Origin of the sequence: Archangium violaceum, from assembly GCF_016859125.1 — a bacterium.
Lineage (GTDB): Bacteria > Myxococcota > Myxococcia > Myxococcales > Myxococcaceae > Archangium > Archangium violaceum_A.
In genome coordinates this window covers 10,679,992-10,698,891 of the sequence record NZ_CP069338.1, presented here as the reverse complement: position 1 = coordinate 10,698,891, position 18,900 = coordinate 10,679,992, and the positions used below count along the sequence as shown (strand labels likewise).

Genomic DNA, 18,900 nt, shown 5'->3' with positions numbered 1-18,900 from the left:
CCAGGAGAAGAGCATGAAGGTCGTGGTCGATTGGGATCGCTGTGAAGCCAATGGCGTGTGCATGAACGTGGCGCCCGAGGCCTTCAACCTGGACGAGAAGGACCAGCTGCACGTGCTCGTGGAGAACGTGCCGCCCGAGCTGCGAGCCAAGGTGGAGAGGGCCGTGCGTGACTGCCCGCGCCAGGCGCTCACCCTGTCCAACGACTGACCCCGCGCAGTCCCCCCTTACCCCTCGAGAAGGAATTCATCGATGTCCGCCAACCCGACGAACCCGAGTGAGACCCGGCCTTCCGTGCAGTTCAATCCGTACGCGCCCGGATTTGACGCGAATCCCTATCCCGCGCTCGAGAAGCTGCGGACGGAGGCGCCCCTCTTCTACTGGGAGCAGGGGCGCGGCTGGCTGGTCAGCCGGTATGAGGACGCCGTCGCCGTGCTCCGCGATAACAAGAGGTTCTCGCCCGACCGGGCCGAGTGGGAGTTCGCCTCGGTGCTGGGCTCCGCCGCGATGGTTCCCGAACTGGCGGAGCTGAACAAGAACGGGCTGTTCGCCCTCAACGCGCAGGACCATGCCCGCGTACGCAAGCTCGTCAGTCCGGCGCTCACCCCGCGTGCCATCGAGCGGCTGCGTCCGGAGATCCAGGCCATCGTCGACGAGATCCTCGACGGCGTGGCGGCGAAGGGCCGGCTGGACGTGGTCAATGAGTTCGCCGAGCGCATCCCGGCGCGGGTCATCGGCTCCATGCTGAAGATCCCCAAGGGGCGCGAGGAGCTGTTCCAGGACTTCACGAACGCGGTGATCAAGAACGTCCTCCCCGGCCTGGTCGCGCCCGAGGAGCAGGAGCTCCTGCGCCGGCACATCCGCGAGGGGATCGCCCTGGTGGGGGAGACGATCGAGGACCGGCGCCGCAACCCGCTGGAGAGCGACATCCTGACGACGCTCATCCAGACGGAGGAGCAGGGGGACAAGCTCAACAAGCAGGAGCTGCTCTCGCTGGTGGCCGCGCTCATCGTGGGTGGTTTCGAGACCACCGTCCACCTGATTGCCTTCTGCGTGTACAACCTGCTGCAGCGGCCCGAGGTGCTCGCCCAGGTGAAGACCGAGCCCGAGCTGCTCAAGAACTTCGTCGAGGAGGTCCTGCGCTTCGACAACTTCGGGAAGTTGGGGATCTCCCGCTACGCCCTGGAGGACGTGGAGCTGGGCGGGGTGCGCATCAAGAAGGGGCAGATGCTGCTGATCATGCTCAACAGCGCGCTGCGCGACGAGAGCACGTTCGACAAGGCCGATGTCTTCGATATCCGGCGCAACACGAACGCGAGCATCGCATTCGGACACGGGGCGCACTACTGCATCGGGGCGAACCTGGCGCGGCTCGAGGTGCAGATCGCCGTGGGCACCCTGGTGCGCCGGTTCCCGGAGTTGCGGCTCGTGAAGCCGCCCTCGTTCGGGCCGCACCCCGTCATCCGCAGGATGGAATCGCTCGAGGTCGACTTGCGCTCGCCCTCGGCGTGATTCGCGGCGAGCCAGGCCCGGGCCCGGCTCTCCGCCAGGCAACCGAACGGGCGAGGGCTTATCGCGCGGGCCATGTCTCCCCAATGGTCGGGGACTTCCCCACCCTCAGGAGGCGGAGGAACGAGATGCAAATGGACTCGGCGCCCGACGTGCTCTTGCCGGAGGTACCCGCGCGGCGCGATTCACGCCACGAGGCGAAAGTCGAGCGGATCGCGCGGCAGTTGCGGCAGCGGAAGAGCACGCGGCCCGTGTCCTTCAAGAAGAAGACACCGCCGCACCAGGTGCCCAAGCGCTACGACCAGCGGCGCGGGGACGAGAAGATCGATCTGAGTGATCTCGACCAGATCCTCGAGATCGATCCCGTGGCGATGACGTGCACGGCCGAGCCCGCGGTCACCTTCGAGGAGGTGGTCCGCGCGACGTGGCGCTACGGGCTCGTGCCCATCATCATTCCCGAGCACAAGACCATCACGCTCGGGGGCGCCGTCGCGGGGTGCTCCATCGAGTCCATGTCCTTCCGGAACGGGGCAGGTGGGTGCACTCGGACAGCGTGCTGAGGGCCGCGGAGCGCTTCCACCGCTTGCTGCCGAAGAAGAACCCGCCGGTCTTCGTGGACGTGTTCATCCCCTTCTTGCGCACGGCCGAGTTCATGGACTGGTACCACCGCGAGATGCACTTCTACCCGGTGTGGTGCGTGCCCTACCGGCGAACGCGGGACTACGAGTGGCAGACGCCCCGCTGGTGGTCCGGCGTGAAGGATCCGCTGTTCCTGGACCTCGCGGTGTATGGGCTCGAGCAACAGCCCGGCCGTAACCTCTACAAGGAATTCGAGGATGAGCTGCAGCGGGTCAACGGCACCAAGACGCTCATTTCGTACAACTACTACGACGAGCAGACCTTCTGGAGCATCTGGAACAAGGAAACCTGGCAGGCCGTGAAACAGCTCACGGACCCGGACAACATCTTCCGCGACCTCTACACGAAGACATGTCGGGCGGCGCTCGGGCTGCGGGAGCAGGCGCCTGACTCCGGAGTCTCGGTGCATTGAGGCCCCGGCGCCACGAGCCGCGGCTCCGCTCCCGGAGGCGCTCGATCAGTCCGTAGATCGCCCGGTCGAACCGCCAGACCAACCACCTGAACCGAAGGTTCCGAGGTGTGGGGCGCTCACGCGTCCCTCAGCTGAAGGTCGTGGTCAGATTCAGCGGGCCGGCGGGGACGCCCACATCGCGGCCCGCGGGGTCATCCGAGGGCGTCTGCCAGGCGTTGGCCTCCGTCACGGTGTGGCCCGTGGCGTCGTTCGAGATGGACATCCTGCCACTGTGGCCCGCGGGGCTGATCTGGCTGGTGTCATAACCGCTCCAGCCCGTGCCGGCGTTCGCGAACGTTGCCTCGCCCCAGGTCTGACCGAAGTTCGCACCGGGCTTCGCCGAGCCGTCCTTCGATGCGCACCACGCCACACTGCTATTGCTGTCGAACGCCACGATCTGTGACTGACCGGGCTGCAGCGTGAACGTCTTCGGCGTGCTCTTGTCGAAGTGCTGCCCGTCGTTCGGGTTGCCGTTCTCGCCCGTCTTGTTCCAGAGGGTGATGGTCTGCGGCTGGTTCGTGTTGTTGACGAACGTGTTGGTGTATTTGAACTGGCTCTTCTGGCTCGGGTCGATGAGCTGCATGTTGCTGTTGTAGGGCGAGCCGACGTTGTTCTTGGCCAACCACGGCTCACTCGGATTCACCTGTTCGGTGGACCCGGCGGAAGGTGCTCCAAACCCCGGGCCCGCGTCACTGGAGTGGGTGCGTGGTGTCGAGTTGCCCGGGATCATGGGCGCGGCATTGGACGTCAGCGCCCCCTGGGACGCGAGGTCCAGCGGCCCCTCGACCTGGGCGCCGCCCGGGCCCCCTTGCAGCAGCGTCTCCAGGGCACTCATCAGCTGTGTGAGCTCGCCAAGCACCTGCGACATCTGCTCCACCTTGCTGGAGCCCGAGGCGCTGACTGGCTTGCTCGGGCCCTGCTCGAAGGCGTCGGACAGGAGCTTCCGCCACAGGTCGTTCCGGGGCTGCGGCGCGGAGGTTCCCTCCACGCTCCCGGCCGGAGCGGAGACTGGCTTGCAGTCGGAGGTGATCGAGAGGGGAGCGAAGAGGGGCGAGCGGTTGACGGACGTGATGGACATTTCCGACTCCGTGAGGCCGAGAAGTGGAGCGTGAGCGTGAACAGCGCAGAGCAGGACGCATGCCAACGCCCAGTCCCAGCCACCCGCGAAGGCCCGGGCTCCCCTTGTCTCGGGAAATCAGTCACTTGGCAGGAGCGCTCCCGTCACCCGGCTCCACCTGGCGTCGCGCGGCGCGATGACTGCATTCACCACCTGGTGTCTGGAGTCATCACCCGCCCGGGCCCCCGTTGCCCCTACCTTCCGAGCTCGTGATAGAGCCCCGCCGCTCAGGAGGCGTCATGAAGCGGTGGAATGGAAATGGGGGGGTGCTCGGAGTGTGCGCGCTGTTGCTGGCCGCGTGTGGGGGCATCAGCCAGGAGGACTATTCGGAGAAGTACAACGAGGCGCTGTGCCACCGGAAGGCACGCTGCGGGCAAATCCGCGACGAGGACGCCTGTGTGCGCGAGGCGCGCGAGTTCGCTCGTATCCAGCGCGAGGCGGGGATGCCGCCCTACTGGGCATACGAGGGCTCGTTCAGCTCTGGCCGGCTGCGTTTCGACGAGGACCAGGCCGAGGCGTGCGTGGAGCGCATCCGGGACAGCTCGTGCGATCAGAGCCTCGGCGAGGCCCGCGATGGGGACGTGTGTGACTTCCTCGTGGGCCAGCAGAAGGACGGTGAGCCGTGCCTGTTCTTCGACGAGTGCGGTCCCACCTCATACTGCGAGCGGACGGCCGTCCCGGTCTGCGCCGCGGGCACCTGCAAGCCGGGCGTGGGCCTGGGCCAGACGCTGGCCAATGTCCAGCAGGAGTGCGCTCCCGGGCTCATCCCCGTGGAGGGCATCTGTCAGGCCCGCCCGGGCGAAGGCGGTGCGTGCTCCCGGGATGCCCTCTGCGCCGAGGGGCTCTATTGCAACTCCAGCACCCAGACGTGCCAGCGCCTGGCCACGGAGGGCGCGGCTTGCGGCTCGGGCGGGGGCCTCTGCCTGCCGCACCTGCGCTGCGTCGAGGGGAGCTGCCGCCGGCTCGCCGACGTGGGAGAGGCCTGCACGGGAGGCGGCTGCAAGGAGGACCTCTTCTGCGAGAAGACGACCGATTCGGAGCCGGGGAGGTGTCGTGAGCTGCACGTCCTCGGCGAGCCGTGCTCCGACGTCTACGGCCTCTTCACGTGCCGGACGAATCTCGTCTGCGGCAGCGACAGTCGAGGCGCGGAGCGCACGTGCCGGCGGCCCGCGGAGGCGGGAGAATCCTGCTCCGGCACCGAATGTGGCCTGGGGAACTGGTGCGACAGGAGGACGGGGACGGAGAGCTGCAAGCCCCAGGGGAAGCTGGGGGAGGCGTGCGATTCGTACGAGTGGGCCTCATGCAGACAGGGCCTGCTCTGCGTCGACGGCACCTGCCAACCGGGCTTTCCTGGCACCTGCGAGAGCTGAGCGGGCAGGGGACCGGGGAATGCCCGCCCCCCCCCTCGGGGTGGGCCTCCAGCCCCTGCCGGCCAGGAAATCCGGGCACTTGGGCGCGCTGAAAAACATCGAAAATCCCATGTCGATCCCGGCGGCCCTCGTTCGACGTCAGGGTAGGAGCCAGGGAGCACACCCCGGCATCCACCCGGAAGGAGATACGGCGATGAAAGTCATGGTGCTGATCAAGGCCACGAAGGACACCGAGGCGGGCGTCCTCCCGACGACGGAGCAGCTGGCCGAAATGGGGAAGTACAACGAGGAACTGGTGAAGGCCGGCGTGATGCTCGCGGGCGAGGGCCTGCACCCAAGCTCGAAGGGCGCGCGCGTCAGGTTCTCCGGAAGCAAGAGGACGGTCATCGACGGGCCCTTCACCGAGACCAAGGAGCTGATCGCCGGCTTCTGGATGTGGCAGGTGAAGTCGATGGAGGAGGCGATCGAGTGGGCCAGGCGCTGTCCCAACCCCACTGGCTCGGAGAGCGAGATCGAGCTCCGCCGGGTGTTCGAGGCGGACGACTTCGGTCCCGCGTTGACGCCCGAGCTCCGGGCGGCGGAGGAGCGCCTGGCCGCGGAGTTGGCCGCGAAGGTCGAGAAGGCGTAGCCGGGGTTCCCCCGGCCTTGCACGGACGGCCGAAGTTGCTCTGATCGGCCGCCGTGACGGCCACCGAGACGCAACGCGCGATCCACGCGGTCTGGAGAATCGAGTCGGCCCGGCTCATCGCCGGGCTCACGCGGTTCGTTCGTGACGTCGCTCTGGCCGAGGAGCTCGCGCAGGACGCGCTCGTCGCCGCGCTCGAGCAGTGGCCGCAGTCAGGTGTGCCGGACAAGCCGGGCGCCTGGCTCATGGCCACCGCGAAGCGCCGGGCCATCGACATGTTCCGCCGGAACAAGCTGCTCGAGCGCAAGCACGAGCAGCTCGGCCACGAGCTCGAGACCGAGCGGACGCCGGACCTCGACGCGGCGATCGACAACGACGTCGGCGACGATCTCCTGCGCCTCATGCTCATCTCGTGTCATCCGGTGCTCTCGACCGAGGCGCGCGTCGCGCTCACGTTGCGCCTGCTCGGTGGCCTGACGACCGAGGAGATCGCCCGGGCCTTCCTGGTCCTGGAGCCGACCGTGGCCCAGCGCATCGTCCGGGCAAAGCGGACCCTCTCGGAGGCGCGCGTCCCCTTCGAGGTCCCGCGTGGGGAGGAGCTCGCCGCCCGGCTGTCGTCGGTGCTGGAGGTCCTCTACCTCATCTTCAACGAGGGCTACTCGGCCACCGCCGGTGACGACTGGGTCCGGCCCGCGCTCTGTGAGGACGCGCTTCGTCTCGGCCGCATCCTGGCCGAGCTCGTCCCGAAGGAGCCGGAGGTCCATGGCCTCGTCGCGTTGATGGAGCTCCAGGCCTCGCGGCTGAGGGCGCGGGTGGGTCCGTCGGGAGAGCCCGTCCTGTTGATGGAGCAGAACCGCGCGCTCTGGGATCGCATCCTCATCCGCCGGGGGCTCGCGGCGCGGGAGCGTGCCGAAAAGCTCGGGGGCGAGCGGGGCCCCTACGTGTTGCAGGCCGAGATCGCCGCCTGCCACGCACGCGCGCTCACGCCGGAGGAGACGGACTGGGCCCGCATCGCGGCGCTCTACGAGGAACTCGCCCAGCTCACGTCTTCGCCCGTCGTGGAGCTGAATCGCGCGGTCGCCGTCGCCATGGCGTCCGGGCCCGCGGCGGGGCTCGAGATCGTCGATGCGCTGACCTCGGAGCGCGCGCTCGAGGGCTACCACCTCCTGCCGAGCGTGCGAGGGGACCTGCTCGCGAAGCTCGGACGCCTCGACGAGGCCCGTGCGGAGTTCGAGCGCGCGGCCTCGCTCACGCGCAACGCACGCGAGCGCCAGTTGCTGCGCGAGCGCGCCGCCGCGTGTACTCCAGGCGCGCCCCGCGGTAGGCCTCAGCGCGTGGAGTAGGACGCGCCGATGATGGCGCAGTCCGTGGACTCGCTACCCCAGCGCAGCTGGGAGGCCACGTTGCCGTCCATGAAGGTCGAGCGGAAGTGCGTGTCCCAGCACTCGTTCATCGTGACGGGGCTGGCGAGATCGCCTCCGGTCGCGCGCACGTCCGCGCGGCCCGCGCCCGTGGCCGTCCAGCGGCTCTTGATGCTCCAGCGCTCCAGGGCGATCCGGGTCAGGTCGAACCAGTGGATGTTGGAGTCGACGGCGAACTCGAACGAGCCCTCGCCCCCGGGCACCTGGCTGTAGCGGTAGGCGGCCGTGTCGGGCCTGGAGGCGTCGTTGACGAACTCCTCGAGGTCCACGTCCACGGTGACCGCGGCCGTGGGGCTCTGCCGGTTGTAGTGGAAGCTCACCCGGCCCTTCTTGCTGTCCTGGTGCGGCAGACGCGCGGCCTTGTCGTAGTCGATGTCGAAGCGCCCCTCGCCATAGCCCTTGATGGCCTTGCCGTTCTCGTCCACCGCCACCGTATGCGAGCCGGTGATGACGGCGGCGTACTCGCTGTCCGCGGCGCCCCTGGCCTTGGCCTCCAGGGTGTAGCGGAAGGCATTGGGCGCGGTGCGCACGGCCGTCAGCTTCCAGGTGGTGCCCTCCCAGTCGTTGGTGTGCGGACCCCACACCGCCGTGGTGCCGTCATCCGAGGTCGGCTCGAAGCCCGCCACGAAGTTGAGCGAGCCGAGCGTCCACAGGGTGACGCCGTTGACGAAGAGCACCGTCCCCCCGGTCACGAGCCAGGTGCGGGACAGATCGCCTCGCAGCGTCTGCTCCACGTGGGCCAGACCCTGGTTGATGCGCTGCTCGCTCTCGGTGGGGACCTCCAGCTTCGCCATCTCCTGGGAGGGCAGGCCGTCCTTGAAGGACACCGTTTCGATCTGGGGGCCGCCGCAAGCGGCGAGGGAGAGCGAAGCCAGGACGCCGAACATCTTCTTCATGGTGTTTCCTCGGGTGGGAAGTCGTGCCGTCCCCATGAGCAAGGGGCGGACCACCGCCAAACCCGCGAAACCACGAGGTGCCCCCGCCGCGCCTGTAGGCCGAACCCTACGGGAGGCACCCGCGCCGTAGGGCGCGCTCTACATCGTGCCGAGGCTCACCGGCACCAGGTGGGGACGCAGACCTTGTTGCGGCAGGCGCCCGTGGGGCCGCAGTCCGCGTTGAGCAGGCAGGCCTCTCCGGGGGCGGCGTACTGCTGGCAGACGAGCTGGACGAAGGGACCGAAGGCGCACCGGCTCCCGAGGCACAGGGCCAGCTCCTCCGTGCCGTCCGGGTTGAAGCACGTCTGGCCGAGCTCCCTCCACGGGCGGCAGCGCGCGGAGGCGGCCTCACAGTAGAGCAGGCCGCCGCACTCGAGGGCCCCGGGCGTGCAGGCCTCGTCCAGGCCCCGGGCCGGGCGGCACTCGCGCGGGGCGGTCGCGCCCGCGGCCAGCTTCACGCAGGCCTGGCCGGGCGCGCACTCGTCGGCGCTCGCGCAGGCACCGGCCTCCTTGCGCGCGACACACAGATTGTTCACGCACGCGGCGTTGGCCTCGGGCGCGCAGCGCACCCCCCAGGCGCAGGACTCGCCCAGGTTCGCGTACGCGCGGCACACGTTGAGCGAGCAGGTGGAGCCGGGCTGGCACGGGACGCTGCCGTCACACCCGCTCCCCGCGGGCACGTAGCGCTTGCACACGCCGGGACAGCCGGCGCTCGTGTCACACCAGCCGCCCTGACAGTCCAGGTTGCTGCCACACGGGTTGCCTTCCGCCACCTGGGGCGTCAGGGCGTCGCAGTGGGCCAACAGGTTGCCCTGGCTGAACTCCTCGAGCGTCAGCGCGCCACAGGGCAGGCCGCGCAGGCGGCGCACGCAAGCGCCGAACTGTTCCGGGAGGAAGGTCTGCCGTCCCGTCTGGACGCTCGCCACCACCGAGGCACACACCGCTTCGGTGTCCACCATCCGCTGGTAGCTGTCCGGCGGCCCGCCGTCGCACTGGTTCGCGCGCCGGGCGAGCGTCTCCACCGCCGTGCGGCAGGACTCCAGCAGGTGCTCCCCGGAGCGGGCGCCCGCCACGCAGCGGCCCTCGGGGGTGCAGCGCTGGGCACTCGGGCACTGCAGGTCGTCCTCGCATGGCGCGCCCGTTACCTGCACGCCGCAGCCCGCCAGGGCCATCATCATCACCACCGTCAGCCAGGCGCGCACGTCAGAAGCTCCCCTCGAGGAAGAACAGGGTCGTGCCCGCCAGCAGGGCCACGCCCGCGGTACCGGTGAGGATGTTGGAGGCCCGCGCCCGTCCCAGGGCCGAGTCGTGCAGTCGCTGCGCCTCGGCGCGCTCGTGCGGCCGGGCCAGCAGCTCCCGCGAGTCGGAGCGCGCCAGTAGCCCGAGCGTCACCGCCCCCGCCGTCGCCACCCCCGCCGCGCCCGCGGCCACCCACGTCCAGACGCGCCTGCGTGGTTGTCCCGGGCTGCTTTCGAGCGCCACTCCGCTCCTCGACAAGGGCGTGAGCATCAACTGGAGCTCGAGGGGCTCGCCCGGCCGCAACTCCACGTCGCGCCGCAGTGGCTGGTAGCCCTCGTGTGTCACCTCGAGCCGGTGCGGGCCCACCTCCAGCTTGCTGCTCCAGGGCGTCACCCCACGCGCCTCGCCATCCACCTGGACGCGTGCTCCCGCGGGCTCGCTGGAGACGGTCACCTGGGGGCGGCGCTCCTCTTCGTGGCGTTTCTCCAGCCGGGCGATGAGCGACTCGACGAGTGGCCGGTCCTCCGCGTCGGGCACCATGCGCAGGTAGTCGCGGTAGTAGCCGATGGCCCGCTGGAGATCGCCGAGCTTCTCGTAACACTGGCCCAGGTTGTAGAGGACCACGCCGTTGGCGAGCGTCTGGTAGGCGGCCTCGAAGGCGGCGGCGGCCTCGGCGTAGCGGCCCTCCTGGTAGAGGGTGGTTCCGCGCTCGAAGTGCTTGCGAGCGGTGGCGCGGGCGGCTCCGGGCTCGGTGGCGCTCGCCCCCGTACCTCCCAGGGCGAGCAGCAGCGCGACGAGGAGCGCCGGGAAGGACATGCGGCGGTGGCGGGTGGTCATCGTCGGTTCAGAAGGGGTTGGGCTTGAGGTCCTGGACGTTGCCCTGGGCCTTGCCCGTCCGGGGCTTGTCGGGCCGCACGCGCGGCGGCGGTGGTTTCTTCAGCGTGACTTCCAGCCGCTCGCCCTCGGGCAGGCGCTCGAGCACCTCGGGGGTGTGGCCCTCCAGGGTGAGGCGTAGGGGGCCGGCGTCTCCGTCCGGGCGCTCCAGTTCCAGGGGCGTGACTCCGAGCACCCGCCCGCCCAGCGTCACCGTGGCGCCCTCGGGCCGCGAGGTGATGGACAGGCGTGGACGGGCCGGAGCCGGCGGGGGAGCGGACTCCTTCGAGGGCTCCACGGCCGGGCCTCGCGAGGTGACCGCCCACAGCCCCACGCCGCCGAGGAGCAGCAGGGCGCCCACTCCTCCCGCGAGGAGCCCGCCGCGCCCGCGACGGTGGACCGACTCCAGGCTCCGGGTGGACACCGCGGTGGGCTCGAGGGGCTCGGCCACGGTAGGCGGAACGGGCGGTGTGGCGGGCGGGAGCACGGGCACGCGGCCCGTAACGAGCGCCTCCAGCCCGGCTCGGAATGTCTCCAGGATGGGGCGAGCGGCCGGGTCCTTGGCGAGCGCGCTCAGCACCAGCGCGTCCAGCTCCGGCGGCAGGCCGAGGTCCGGGCGGCGCCGGCTGGGGGGCTCGGCGGTGGCCTCCAGGTGCTGCAACATCGTGGCGAAGGTGTTGTCCCCACGGAAGGGGCGCGAGCCGGTGCAGAGCTCGTAGGTGAGCACACCCACCGAGTACACATCCGCCCGGGCATCCACCGGTCCACCCGCCGCCTGCTCCGGGGCCATGTAGTTGGCGGTGCCGAGGATGGCGCCCGCCTCGGTGAGCCCGTTGCCCGGCTGCCCCTGCATCACCTTGGAGATGCCGAAGTCCACCACCTTGACGAAGTCCGCCTGCCCCTGGCGCCGCAGGAGCATCACGTTCTGCGGCTTCACGTCCCGGTGGACGATGCCGCGCGCATGCGCCGCCTCGAGTGCCCGGCACACCTGCGTCAGGATGGGCACGGCGCGCCCCAGCGGGAGGAAGTGTTCGCGCAGCAGCAGCGCCCCGAGGCTCTCTCCCTCCAGCAATTCCATGACGTAGAAGAGCTCACCGGTGGGGGTGCGGCCCAGGTCCGTCACGTTGACGATGTGCTCGTGGCCGATCTGGCTGGCGGCGATGGCCTCCTGCTCGAAGCGGCGGGCGAAGGTGGGATCTCGCGACAGCTCACCGCGCAGCAGCTTCACCGCCACGCTCTTGCGCAGGCCCAGGTGCTCGGCGAGGTACACCACACCCATGCCTCCCGCGCCGAGCTGCGACAGCAACCGGTAGCGGCCCTCCAGCACGGCGGGCAGCAGCGCCGCGCCGTCTCGGGGACAGTACGAGACGTCCTCCGCGTACTCGCTCTGGCACGTCGGACAGCGCGGCTTGGGAGCTGGGTTCATGGCACGGGGGAAGGGGAGAGCATGGACGTCAGCGCACCGCGTGCTTGCGCAACAGCTTGATGACGTGGGCCCGGTCCACCTCGGCCTCGCGCGCCATCTGGCTCACGTTTCCGCCCGAGGCCGCCAGGCGCTGGCGCAGGTACGTCTCCTCGAAGTGGGCGAGCCAGGCCTCCTTGGCCTCCTTGTAGGGCAGCTCCACGCGCACGGTGGGGGCCCCGGCCGACGCCGCCGGAGCGCTGGCCGCCTGGAGGAACGAGGCATCCAGCGCGCCGGAGAGGGCCACGCTGCGCTCGACGAAGTTGCGCAGCTCGCGCACGTTGCCGCGCCAGGGCAGGGTGGAGAGCTGGTGCAGCGTCTCGGGGCTGGGGGCGGTGAAGGGCCGGGGCGGCAGGCCGAGCGAGCGGAACGTCTCCGTCCACAGGTGCTCCAGCAGGTGCGGCAGATCCTCCAGGTGCGAGCGCAGCGGTGGCACGCGCACCATGCCCACGGCGAGCCGGAAGTACAGGTCCTCGCGGAACTGTCCGCGGTTGACGGCCTCGCGCAGGTCGCGGTGCGTGGCGGCCACGAAGCGCACGTCCACGCTCCGGTACCCATCCGCGCCCACGCGCTTGACCTGCCGGCGCTCCAGCGCGCGCAGCAGCTTGGGTTGCACGGCCAGGGGGAGCTCGCCCAGCTCGTCCAGGAAGAGGGTGCCCCCGCTGGCGGCCTCGAAGGCGCCCCGGCGCTCGTGGGTGGCTCCGGTGAAGGCGCCCCTCTCATGGCCGAACAGCTCGCTCTCCACCAGCTCGGCGGGGATGGAGCCGCAGTCCACCACCACGAAGGGGCCCGAGGCCCGCGGGCTGGCCTGGTGGAGCGCCTCGGCCACCAACTCCTTGCCGGTGCCGCTCTCGCCCTCGACGAGCACCGTGGCGTCCGTGGCGGCCAGGCGCGCCAGCTGGGCGAACAGGGCCCGCATCACGGCGCTCTCGCCCACCAGCCCGCCGAAGCGGGGCTCGGGGTGCAGGGGCAACACGTCCCGAGTGGCCACCAGGGAGAAGCGCACCGTGGTGCCGCCGAAGGTCAGCGTGGAGCCGTCCGCGACATAGGCGTCCTGCACGCGCACGTGGTCCACCCGCGTGCCGTTGGTGCTGCCCAGGTCCTTCACACGGTAGCCGCCGCGCTCGCGCACCAGCTCGGCGTGGAAGCGCGACACGGTGGTGTCGGTGAGCACCAGATCATTGCCCGGGGCCGTGCCGAGGGTGATCTTCTCGGCGGAGCTGCTCACCGTGGTGCCCGCGTCCGGGCCGGCCGACACCTCGAGGTTCACCCTCTGAACGGAGAGCCCGCTGGCCGGTGTCTGCGCGGGGATGAGCTCGGTACGCCCTGACATGCCAGCCGTGCATAGCACCTTCCGTCCGGGAGGGCACGGGGCGAGGAATCAAGGGGCACGCCGGCGTCACGCCTCCTCGTCCCCCTGGCCTTCGAGGAGGGCGGCGGAGAACGGGCTCGCGGCTCTCTTCCCGGGCCCGGAGGCCCCTGGGGTACGACCGGCGGCGAGCGTCTCCGCCACCAGCCCGGCCACGTGCCAGGGCTGTTCCGCCCCGGAACCGGTGTCCACGTCCAGCAGGGCGCGAGCCATGTCTCCCGCGGAGGCGAAGCGCTCGGAGGGGTGGGGGCGCAGGGCTCGCTGGAGGACGCCCGCCAGGGCCGGCCCGGCCCGTTGCAGCAGGTGCTCGGCGGGCTCCAGGCGCGCGTCCCGCACGGCGAGCAGCAACTGCGCGTCCGTGGCCGCGGCGAAGGGGCTGCGGCCCACCACCGCCTCGTAGAGGAGCACCCCGAGCGAGAAGAGATCGGCCCGCGCGTCCAGGGGGCCGCCGCGCACCTGCTCGGGGGACATGTAGCGCAGCGTGCCGCGCGTGCTGCCGGGCGCGGTGCGCGAGGGCGTGCGCAGCCCCTTGGCGATGCCGAAGTCCCCCAGCTTCACGTCGCCGGTGTGCCCCAGCAGCACGTTGGCGGGGCTCACGTCGCGGTGGACGAGCCCCAGCCACTCGCCCCGGGTGTCGCGCAGGCCGTGCACGTGCTCGAGCGCGCGCAGCAGGCACAGGCCCAGGTGCCGCACGAGCGCGGGTGCCAGCGGTCCTCGCGCGGCGAGCGCCCGGGCCAGGTCCACCCCCTCCACGTACTCCAGCACCAGGTACGGCGCGCCCGCCTCCAGCCCGAAGTCCAGCACCGAGACGACGTGCGCGTGGCCGAAGGTGGCCATCAGCCGCGCCTCCTGGGCGAACATCTGCCGGTAGGCCTCCTGTCCGGCCAGCTCCGGCAGCAAGCGTTTGATGACCACCGGCTTCTCGAAGCCCTCGGGCCCGGGCAGGACGCCGAGGAACACCTCCGCCATTCCACCGCGCGCCAGGCGGGACACCCGCCGGTAGCGGCCCACCGCGCCTGCCTCTCCTCCCTGCGTCATGGCGCCAATATAGCGGGCCTCCCACGCCCCTCGCTCCGAACACTCGACCTGATGCGGAGACGGCCCGGAGGGGCGGAGAGGAGCGGCCCATCGAGCCGCTCCACCGAACGCTCAGTCCTCGACGTCCTGGCAGACCGAGCCCGCGCCACAGACGAGGAGCGCGGTGTTGATGAAGTCCGTTGCACTCGAGCACGAGGTGGTGCGGATGCGCTCCAGGCACGTCTCGAGCCCCTTCTCGTTGATGGCAGGGCAGTTATCCGCCGTCCACACGGCCTGGAAGTAATCGCGGATCTTCACCTCACACTCGCTCCGGTCCTGGAACTGCTTGCCCTCGCCGGAGCCGATCTCCTCACACGCGTCGTAGTAGTCGCAGGCGGAGTCGGTGGCCTGGTCTTGCGCATCGGCGCGGGAGGTCGGGCCACACGCGGGGAGAAGGAGAAGCAGGGACAGCAGGGAGAGGGAGGAAGAGATGCGCATAGGGGTGATTCACGAAGCGGGTTGAGAGTTGAACACGACGGTGCGCCCCATGAGCAAGGGGCGGACCAACGCCAAACCCGCGAAACGACGAGGCTGCGGTGTGGGGGTTGTAGGCTCGAGACAACAGAGGGCGCCGGGTCTGTAGGCCGCGGCCAACACCGGAGGTGAGGCGGTGCAGTCCCTGGGACTGCCCACGCAGCGTGGGAGGCTGGCCCCAGCACGGGAGTCAACTCAGAGCGTGTGGTGTGGAGCCCGGAGCAGTGATTGTCAAAACGCCCAGGCCCCTGCCTCGCTGCTCAATAGACAGGACCAGGGCAGGTGTGTGCCCCAAGCGGGCTGCACTGCCTCTACGTATCCGTCCGGGATTCGACAGCGGGAGAGGGGCTTGAAGACGGACGGGTTCTGGAGCACCTGGGCCTGCTCACGGCTGGTGCGAGGCTGGCTTCGGCGCGCGAGCCCCCTCAGGCATATAGTGGCGCCCTTCGACGAGGGAGGTGAAGGGATGCGTGCTTACGTGCTTGGTTTCCAGGAGGTCGATCGAACCCGACTCATGGTTGTCGGGGGGAAAGGCGCGAGCCTGGGGGAGCTTTCCAGGCTGGAAGGGATCCGCGTGCCGGATGGCTTTTGCGTTTCGACCGAAGCCTTCCAGCGGCTCCTGGGAGAAGCGCCGACGATGGGCGAATGGCTCGATCGGTTGTCGCGTCTGAAGGAGGAAGACCGGGATGGAATCCGGGAGCTCAGCGCGGAGATCCGCACGATCATCGAAGGGATGGCCATCCCTGAAGACGTTCAGGAAGCGATCACCGGCTTCCTTTCCAGGCTTGGCGAGCAAGCTGCCTATGCCGTCCGGTCCAGCGCGACGGCGGAGGATTTGCCGACGGCTTCCTTCGCGGGCCAGCAGGACACGTACCTGAACGTCATCGGGAAGCCGGCGATCCTGGCGCACGTCAGCCGGTGCTGGGCGTCGCTCTTCACCGAGCGGGCGGTCACCTACCGCCTTCGACACGGCTTCGACCACCGCAAGGTCCACATGGCGGTGGTGGTGCAGAAGATGGTCGTCCCGCAGGCGGCCGGAACCTTGTTCACGGCCGATCCCATGACATCGAACCGGAAGGTGTCATCCATCGAGGCTGGCTTCGGCCTCGGTGAGGCCTTGGTCTCCGGCCTGGTGAACGCCGATGGCTACAAGGTGCGGAACGGCCAGGTCATCGAGAAGACGGTCGCCACCAAGAAGCTGGCGACTTGGGCCTTGGCGGATGGCGGTACGCAGGAGCGGGCGATCGAGCCCGAGCGGCAGAACAGCCCCGTGCTGACGGATGAGCAGATCGTGCGGCTCGAGCGCCTGGGCAGGCGGATCGAAGGGCACTTCGGTCATCCCCAGGATATCGAGTGGTGCCTGGTCGACGACGCGTTCTACATCGTCCAGAGCCGGCCCATCACGACCCTGTACCCCATCCCGGATGTGGGTGAGCGAGGCAACCACGTCTTCGTATCCGTCGGCCATCAACAAATGATGACCGACCCCATGAACCCCTTGGGACTGTCCTTGTTCCAGTTGACCGCCGCTCGCCCCATGTATGCGGCGGGTGGGAGGTTGTTCGTCGATCTCACGAAGGAGCTGGCTTCACCGGTTGGCCGGGGCGTCGTGTTGGATGCCCTGGGCCGATCCGATCCGCTCATCGAGGACGCCCTCATGACCCTCATCGAGCGGGGCGATTTCATCGAACCGTCGCCCGCGGATCCACCTGCACCGGGTCCTGCTCAAGGCAAGCCAGGTATGTCGCCCGCGGGTTCCCACCCGCCTATCGACGACGATCCGGCGATCGTCGCCGATTTGATCGCGCGCAGCCAGACGTCGATCGAAGCGCTGAAGCGGAACATCCAAACGAAATCCGGAACGGAATTACTGGATTTCATCCTGGAAGACATTCAGCACTTGAAGAAGAGCTTGTTTGAACCGCGGAGCTTCAGCGTGCTCATGGCCGCCATGAACGCTTCGTCTTGGATCAACGAGAAGATGATGGCGTGGTTGGGCGAGAAGAACGCCGCGGACACGCTCTCTCAGTCCGTGCCGAACAACATCACCTCGGAAATGGGGCTGGCGCTCCTGGACGTCGCGGACGCGATCCGGCCTCATCCGGAGGTGGTTGAATACTTGCAAAATGCCAAGGATGAGGGCTTCTTGGAGGGCCTGGCCGGGTTGGAGGGTGGACAGGCAGCCCACGACGCCATCTCCGCTTATCTCGACAAATTCGGCATGCGATGCGTCGGGGAAATCGATGTGACGAGGACGCGTTGGCGCGAAAGCCCCACGACCCTCGTCCCCTTGATCCTCGGCAACATCAAGACCTTCGAGCCCGGGGCCGGCAGCCGGAAGTTCGAGCAGGGGCGGCAGGAGGCCTTGAAGAAGGAACAGGAGCTACTGGCGCGATTGAAGCAATTGCCGGATGGGGAACAAAAAGCCGGAGAAGCGCAACGGATGATCAGCCGGCTCCGGAACTTCATCGGCTACCGTGAATACCCAAAATACGGCATCGTCAATCGCTACTTCCTCTATAAACAGGCCTTGCTGAAGGAAGCCGATCAGCTCGTGCAGGCCCACGTGATCCATGAAAAGGAAGATATCTACTATCTCACCTTCCAGGAGCTTCGCGAAGTCGTGCGCACGAACCAGCTGGATGGCCAGATCGTCAGCCGGCGAAAGGACGAGCACGAACGATACCGGAAGCTGACGCCACCGCGGGTCATCACGTCCGATGGTGAAATCGTCGCAGGTGCGTACAAACGAGCCGATCTCCCCGCCGGAGCCATCGTCGGTCTACCGGTCTCCTCGGGCGTGGTGGAGGGACGAGCCCGCGTCCTCTTGGACATGGCCGACGCAGATCTGGCAGTGGGGGATATCTTGGTCACCTCCTTCACGGACCCGAGCTGGACGCCCTTGTTCGTGACCATCAAGGGCCTGGTGACCGAGGTGGGGGGACTGATGACCCATGGCGCGGTGATCGCCCGGGAATACGGCTTGCCGGCCGTCGTCGGCGTGGAGCATGCGACCAGGCTGATCCAGGATGGGCAACGCATCCGCGTGCATGGAACAGAAGGGTACGTCGAGCTCCTGCCCTAGCCGGGCCAGCCCGGCAGGTAGGCGGGCGGCACGTGGACTCGGCGTGCGAGCTGGAGTTGCAGACGGTGGCCACGGCGCGGGCGATTTGGACGTCCTCGCCTGGGTCCTTCAGCCAGGTCAACGGCAAAACCCACAAGGTGGACGCGCGGGAGAGCTGAACATGGACGGTTCGACCCTCACCTCGCGCCGCTCCTTCCTGAAGGCTTCCGCTGCGATGGGCGGCGGTCTGCTGCTCAGCGTTTCCCTGCCGCTGCCGGCTGGATCGAGCAGGCGCTCGCCGACGCGACCCAATACGGCCGGCAGGTCGCTGGAGGCAGCATGGCGACGACGCTGCATTACGACGAGATGCGCCGCGTCGGCGCCGCCGGCCTCCGTTCCTGGCACACGCAACGCTGGAGCCGCGGAACTGCACCGCGTCGTACAAGAACGGCAAGGTCGAGATCTGGGCGCCGACGCAGAATCCCGAACCGGGGCGCACGCTGGTGGCTCAGGCGCTGGGCGTGAAGGAAAGCGACGTCACCATCCACCTGGTCCGGGCTGGCGGAGGCTTCGGACGGCGCCTGCAGAACGACTACATGGTCGAAGCGGCGGCGATCTCGAAACAAGCCGGTGTGCCGATCAAGCTGGTCTGGAGCCGCGAAGACGACATCCAGCACGACTTCTACCGCCCCGCCGGCTTTCACTTCTTCCAGGCGGGTGTGGATGCCCACGGCCGCATCACCGGCTTCCGCGACCACTTCGTCAGCTTTGGGGAGGGTGAGAATTTCGCGCGCAGCGCCGGCATGTCGCCCAACGAGCTCCCGGCGCAGCTCGTACCGAACATCGAGCTGGGCGTTTCGGTGATGCCGCTGGGCGTGCCAACCGGGCCGCTGCGCGCGCCGGGCAGCAACGCGTTGGCCTTTGTCCACCAGTCGTTCCTGGACGAGCTGGCGCACGCCGCCGGCAAGGATCCGTTGCAGTTCCAGCTCGAGCTGCTGGGCGAGCCGCGTGAGTTGACGGTGCCACCCAATCCGAACGGCCCTCCAACCGGCTGCCTTCCACACCGGACGCATGCGCGACGTGCTGAAGCTGGTCGCGGAAAAATCCGGTTGGGGCAAGGGCACGCTCCCGCCACGCACCGGCAGAGGCATCGCCTGCTATTTCTCGCATCGCGGCTACTTCGCCGAAGTCGTGCGGGTTCATGTCGCCAATGACGGTGCGATCCGGATCGAGAAGGTCTGGGCCGCCGGTGACGTCGGCAGTGAACACCGCTCGTG

At 69.0% G+C, this 18,900-nt stretch carries 17 protein-coding genes and 1 pseudogene; 10 read left to right on the top strand and 8 right to left on the bottom strand.

Features of this window, described 5'->3' with window-relative positions; translation table 11 throughout:
• Positions 1-13: 13 nt before the first annotated feature.
• The 4 genes from JQX13_RS45100 to JQX13_RS54875 all read left to right on the top strand — a co-directional run bounded on the left by JQX13_RS45100 (position 14) and on the right by JQX13_RS54875 (position 2,558).
• The gene (locus tag JQX13_RS45100) at positions 14-208 is read left to right on the top strand and encodes a ferredoxin (protein ID WP_203405582.1); all 195 of its coding nucleotides are present in this window, start codon (positions 14-16) and stop codon (positions 206-208) included.
• Between the two features lie 42 nt (positions 209-250).
• Positions 251-1,510 (top strand): cytochrome P450, encoded by a 1,260-nt coding sequence (locus JQX13_RS45095; RefSeq protein WP_203405581.1) that lies wholly within the window; start codon positions 251-253, stop codon positions 1,508-1,510.
• 125 nt (positions 1,511-1,635) lie between these two features.
• Positions 1,636-2,067: an FAD-binding protein gene (locus JQX13_RS54880; RefSeq protein ID WP_239014241.1), complete on the top strand. Its 432-nt coding sequence runs from the start codon at positions 1,636-1,638 to the stop codon at positions 2,065-2,067.
• The gene (locus tag JQX13_RS54875; RefSeq protein ID WP_239014240.1) at positions 2,046-2,558 is read left to right on the top strand and encodes a hypothetical protein; all 513 of its coding nucleotides are present in this window, start codon (positions 2,046-2,048) and stop codon (positions 2,556-2,558) included. The genes JQX13_RS54880 and JQX13_RS54875 overlap by 22 nt, the downstream gene beginning before the upstream one ends.
• A gap of 127 nt (positions 2,559-2,685) precedes the next feature.
• Here JQX13_RS54875 and JQX13_RS45085 read toward each other — a convergent pair whose 3' ends face one another.
• Positions 2,686-3,675: a hypothetical protein gene (locus JQX13_RS45085; protein ID WP_203405580.1), complete on the bottom strand. Its 990-nt coding sequence runs from the start codon at positions 3,673-3,675 to the stop codon at positions 2,686-2,688.
• 278 nt (positions 3,676-3,953) lie between these two features.
• Here JQX13_RS45085 and JQX13_RS45080 point away from each other — a divergent pair, with 278 nt between their 5' ends.
• From JQX13_RS45080 to JQX13_RS45070, 3 genes are all read left to right on the top strand, one after another.
• Positions 3,954-5,084 carry a hypothetical protein gene (locus tag JQX13_RS45080; protein ID WP_203405579.1) on the top strand — a complete coding sequence of 377 codons (1,131 nt, stop codon included), beginning with the start codon at positions 3,954-3,956 and terminating at the stop codon, positions 5,082-5,084.
• A gap of 193 nt (positions 5,085-5,277) precedes the next feature.
• The gene (locus JQX13_RS45075) at positions 5,278-5,712 is read left to right on the top strand and encodes a YciI family protein (RefSeq protein ID WP_203405578.1); all 435 of its coding nucleotides are present in this window, start codon (positions 5,278-5,280) and stop codon (positions 5,710-5,712) included.
• Between the two features lie 53 nt (positions 5,713-5,765).
• Entirely contained in the window at positions 5,766-7,052 is a 1,287-nt protein-coding gene (locus JQX13_RS45070) for an RNA polymerase sigma factor (RefSeq protein WP_203405577.1), read from the top strand.
• On the opposite strand, the gene JQX13_RS45065 is transcribed toward JQX13_RS45070, so the two are convergent.
• From JQX13_RS45065 to JQX13_RS45035, 7 genes are all read right to left on the bottom strand, one after another.
• Positions 7,037-8,026, bottom strand: a complete 990-nt coding sequence (locus tag JQX13_RS45065) for a hypothetical protein (RefSeq protein ID WP_203405576.1) — start codon at positions 8,024-8,026, stop codon at positions 7,037-7,039. The genes JQX13_RS45070 and JQX13_RS45065 overlap by 16 nt on opposite strands.
• Before the next feature lie 155 nt (positions 8,027-8,181).
• Positions 8,182-9,267 (bottom strand): hypothetical protein, encoded by a 1,086-nt coding sequence (locus tag JQX13_RS45060; RefSeq protein WP_203405575.1) that lies wholly within the window; start codon positions 9,265-9,267, stop codon positions 8,182-8,184.
• Between the two features lies 1 nt (position 9,268).
• Entirely contained in the window at positions 9,269-10,141 is an 873-nt protein-coding gene (locus tag JQX13_RS45055) for a PEGA domain-containing protein (protein WP_203405574.1), read from the bottom strand.
• Between the two features lie 7 nt (positions 10,142-10,148).
• On the bottom strand, positions 10,149-11,603 hold the full coding sequence (locus tag JQX13_RS45050; protein WP_203405573.1) for a serine/threonine-protein kinase: 1,455 nt from the start codon (positions 11,601-11,603) through the stop codon (positions 10,149-10,151).
• Positions 11,604-11,631: 28 nt separating this feature from the next.
• Complete coding sequence (locus JQX13_RS45045) at positions 11,632-12,972, bottom strand: sigma 54-interacting transcriptional regulator (RefSeq protein WP_203405572.1); 1,341 nt, start codon at positions 12,970-12,972, stop codon at positions 11,632-11,634.
• 66 nt (positions 12,973-13,038) lie between these two features.
• Entirely contained in the window at positions 13,039-14,046 is a 1,008-nt protein-coding gene (locus JQX13_RS45040; RefSeq protein ID WP_203405571.1) for a serine/threonine-protein kinase, read from the bottom strand.
• Positions 14,047-14,157: 111 nt separating this feature from the next.
• On the bottom strand, positions 14,158-14,523 hold the full coding sequence (locus JQX13_RS45035; RefSeq protein WP_203405570.1) for a DUF6184 family natural product biosynthesis lipoprotein: 366 nt from the start codon (positions 14,521-14,523) through the stop codon (positions 14,158-14,160).
• Positions 14,524-15,025: 502 nt separating this feature from the next.
• Here JQX13_RS45035 and rph point away from each other — a divergent pair.
• From rph to JQX13_RS54870, 3 genes and pseudogenes are all read left to right on the top strand, one after another.
• Entirely contained in the window at positions 15,026-17,644 is a 2,619-nt protein-coding gene (rph, locus tag JQX13_RS45030; protein WP_203405569.1) for a rifamycin-inactivating phosphotransferase, read from the top strand.
• Positions 17,589-17,864: pseudogene (locus tag JQX13_RS56630) on the top strand (twin-arginine translocation signal domain-containing protein); the annotation flags it as partial. The gene rph and the pseudogene JQX13_RS56630, both read left to right, overlap by 56 nt.
• Positions 17,854-18,837: a xanthine dehydrogenase family protein molybdopterin-binding subunit gene (locus JQX13_RS54870; RefSeq protein ID WP_343211159.1), complete on the top strand. Its 984-nt coding sequence runs from the start codon at positions 17,854-17,856 to the stop codon at positions 18,835-18,837. The pseudogene JQX13_RS56630 and the gene JQX13_RS54870, both read left to right, overlap by 11 nt.
• Positions 18,838-18,900: the final 63 nt, after the last annotated feature.

Coding starts and splice junctions, on each gene's coding strand:
- JQX13_RS45045 (WP_203405572.1), bottom strand. CDS start 12,972: ATGTCAGGGCGTACCGAGCTCATCCCCGCGCAGACACCGGCCAGCGGG.
- JQX13_RS45055 (WP_203405574.1), bottom strand. CDS start 10,141: ATGACCACCCGCCACCGCCGCATGTCCTTCCCGGCGCTCCTCGTCGCG.
- JQX13_RS45075 (WP_203405578.1), top strand. CDS start 5,278: ATGAAAGTCATGGTGCTGATCAAGGCCACGAAGGACACCGAGGCGGGC.
- JQX13_RS45040 (WP_203405571.1), bottom strand. CDS start 14,046: ATGACGCAGGGAGGAGAGGCAGGCGCGGTGGGCCGCTACCGGCGGGTG.
- JQX13_RS45065 (WP_203405576.1), bottom strand. CDS start 8,026: ATGAAGAAGATGTTCGGCGTCCTGGCTTCGCTCTCCCTCGCCGCTTGC.
- JQX13_RS45085 (WP_203405580.1), bottom strand. CDS start 3,675: ATGTCCATCACGTCCGTCAACCGCTCGCCCCTCTTCGCTCCCCTCTCG.
- rph (WP_203405569.1), top strand. CDS start 15,026: ATGCGTGCTTACGTGCTTGGTTTCCAGGAGGTCGATCGAACCCGACTC.
- JQX13_RS45050 (WP_203405573.1), bottom strand. CDS start 11,603: ATGAACCCAGCTCCCAAGCCGCGCTGTCCGACGTGCCAGAGCGAGTAC.
- JQX13_RS45095 (WP_203405581.1), top strand. CDS start 251: ATGTCCGCCAACCCGACGAACCCGAGTGAGACCCGGCCTTCCGTGCAG.
- JQX13_RS45100 (WP_203405582.1), top strand. CDS start 14: ATGAAGGTCGTGGTCGATTGGGATCGCTGTGAAGCCAATGGCGTGTGC.
- JQX13_RS54880 (WP_239014241.1), top strand. CDS start 1,636: ATGCAAATGGACTCGGCGCCCGACGTGCTCTTGCCGGAGGTACCCGCG.
- JQX13_RS45035 (WP_203405570.1), bottom strand. CDS start 14,523: ATGCGCATCTCTTCCTCCCTCTCCCTGCTGTCCCTGCTTCTCCTTCTC.
- JQX13_RS45080 (WP_203405579.1), top strand. CDS start 3,954: ATGAAGCGGTGGAATGGAAATGGGGGGGTGCTCGGAGTGTGCGCGCTG.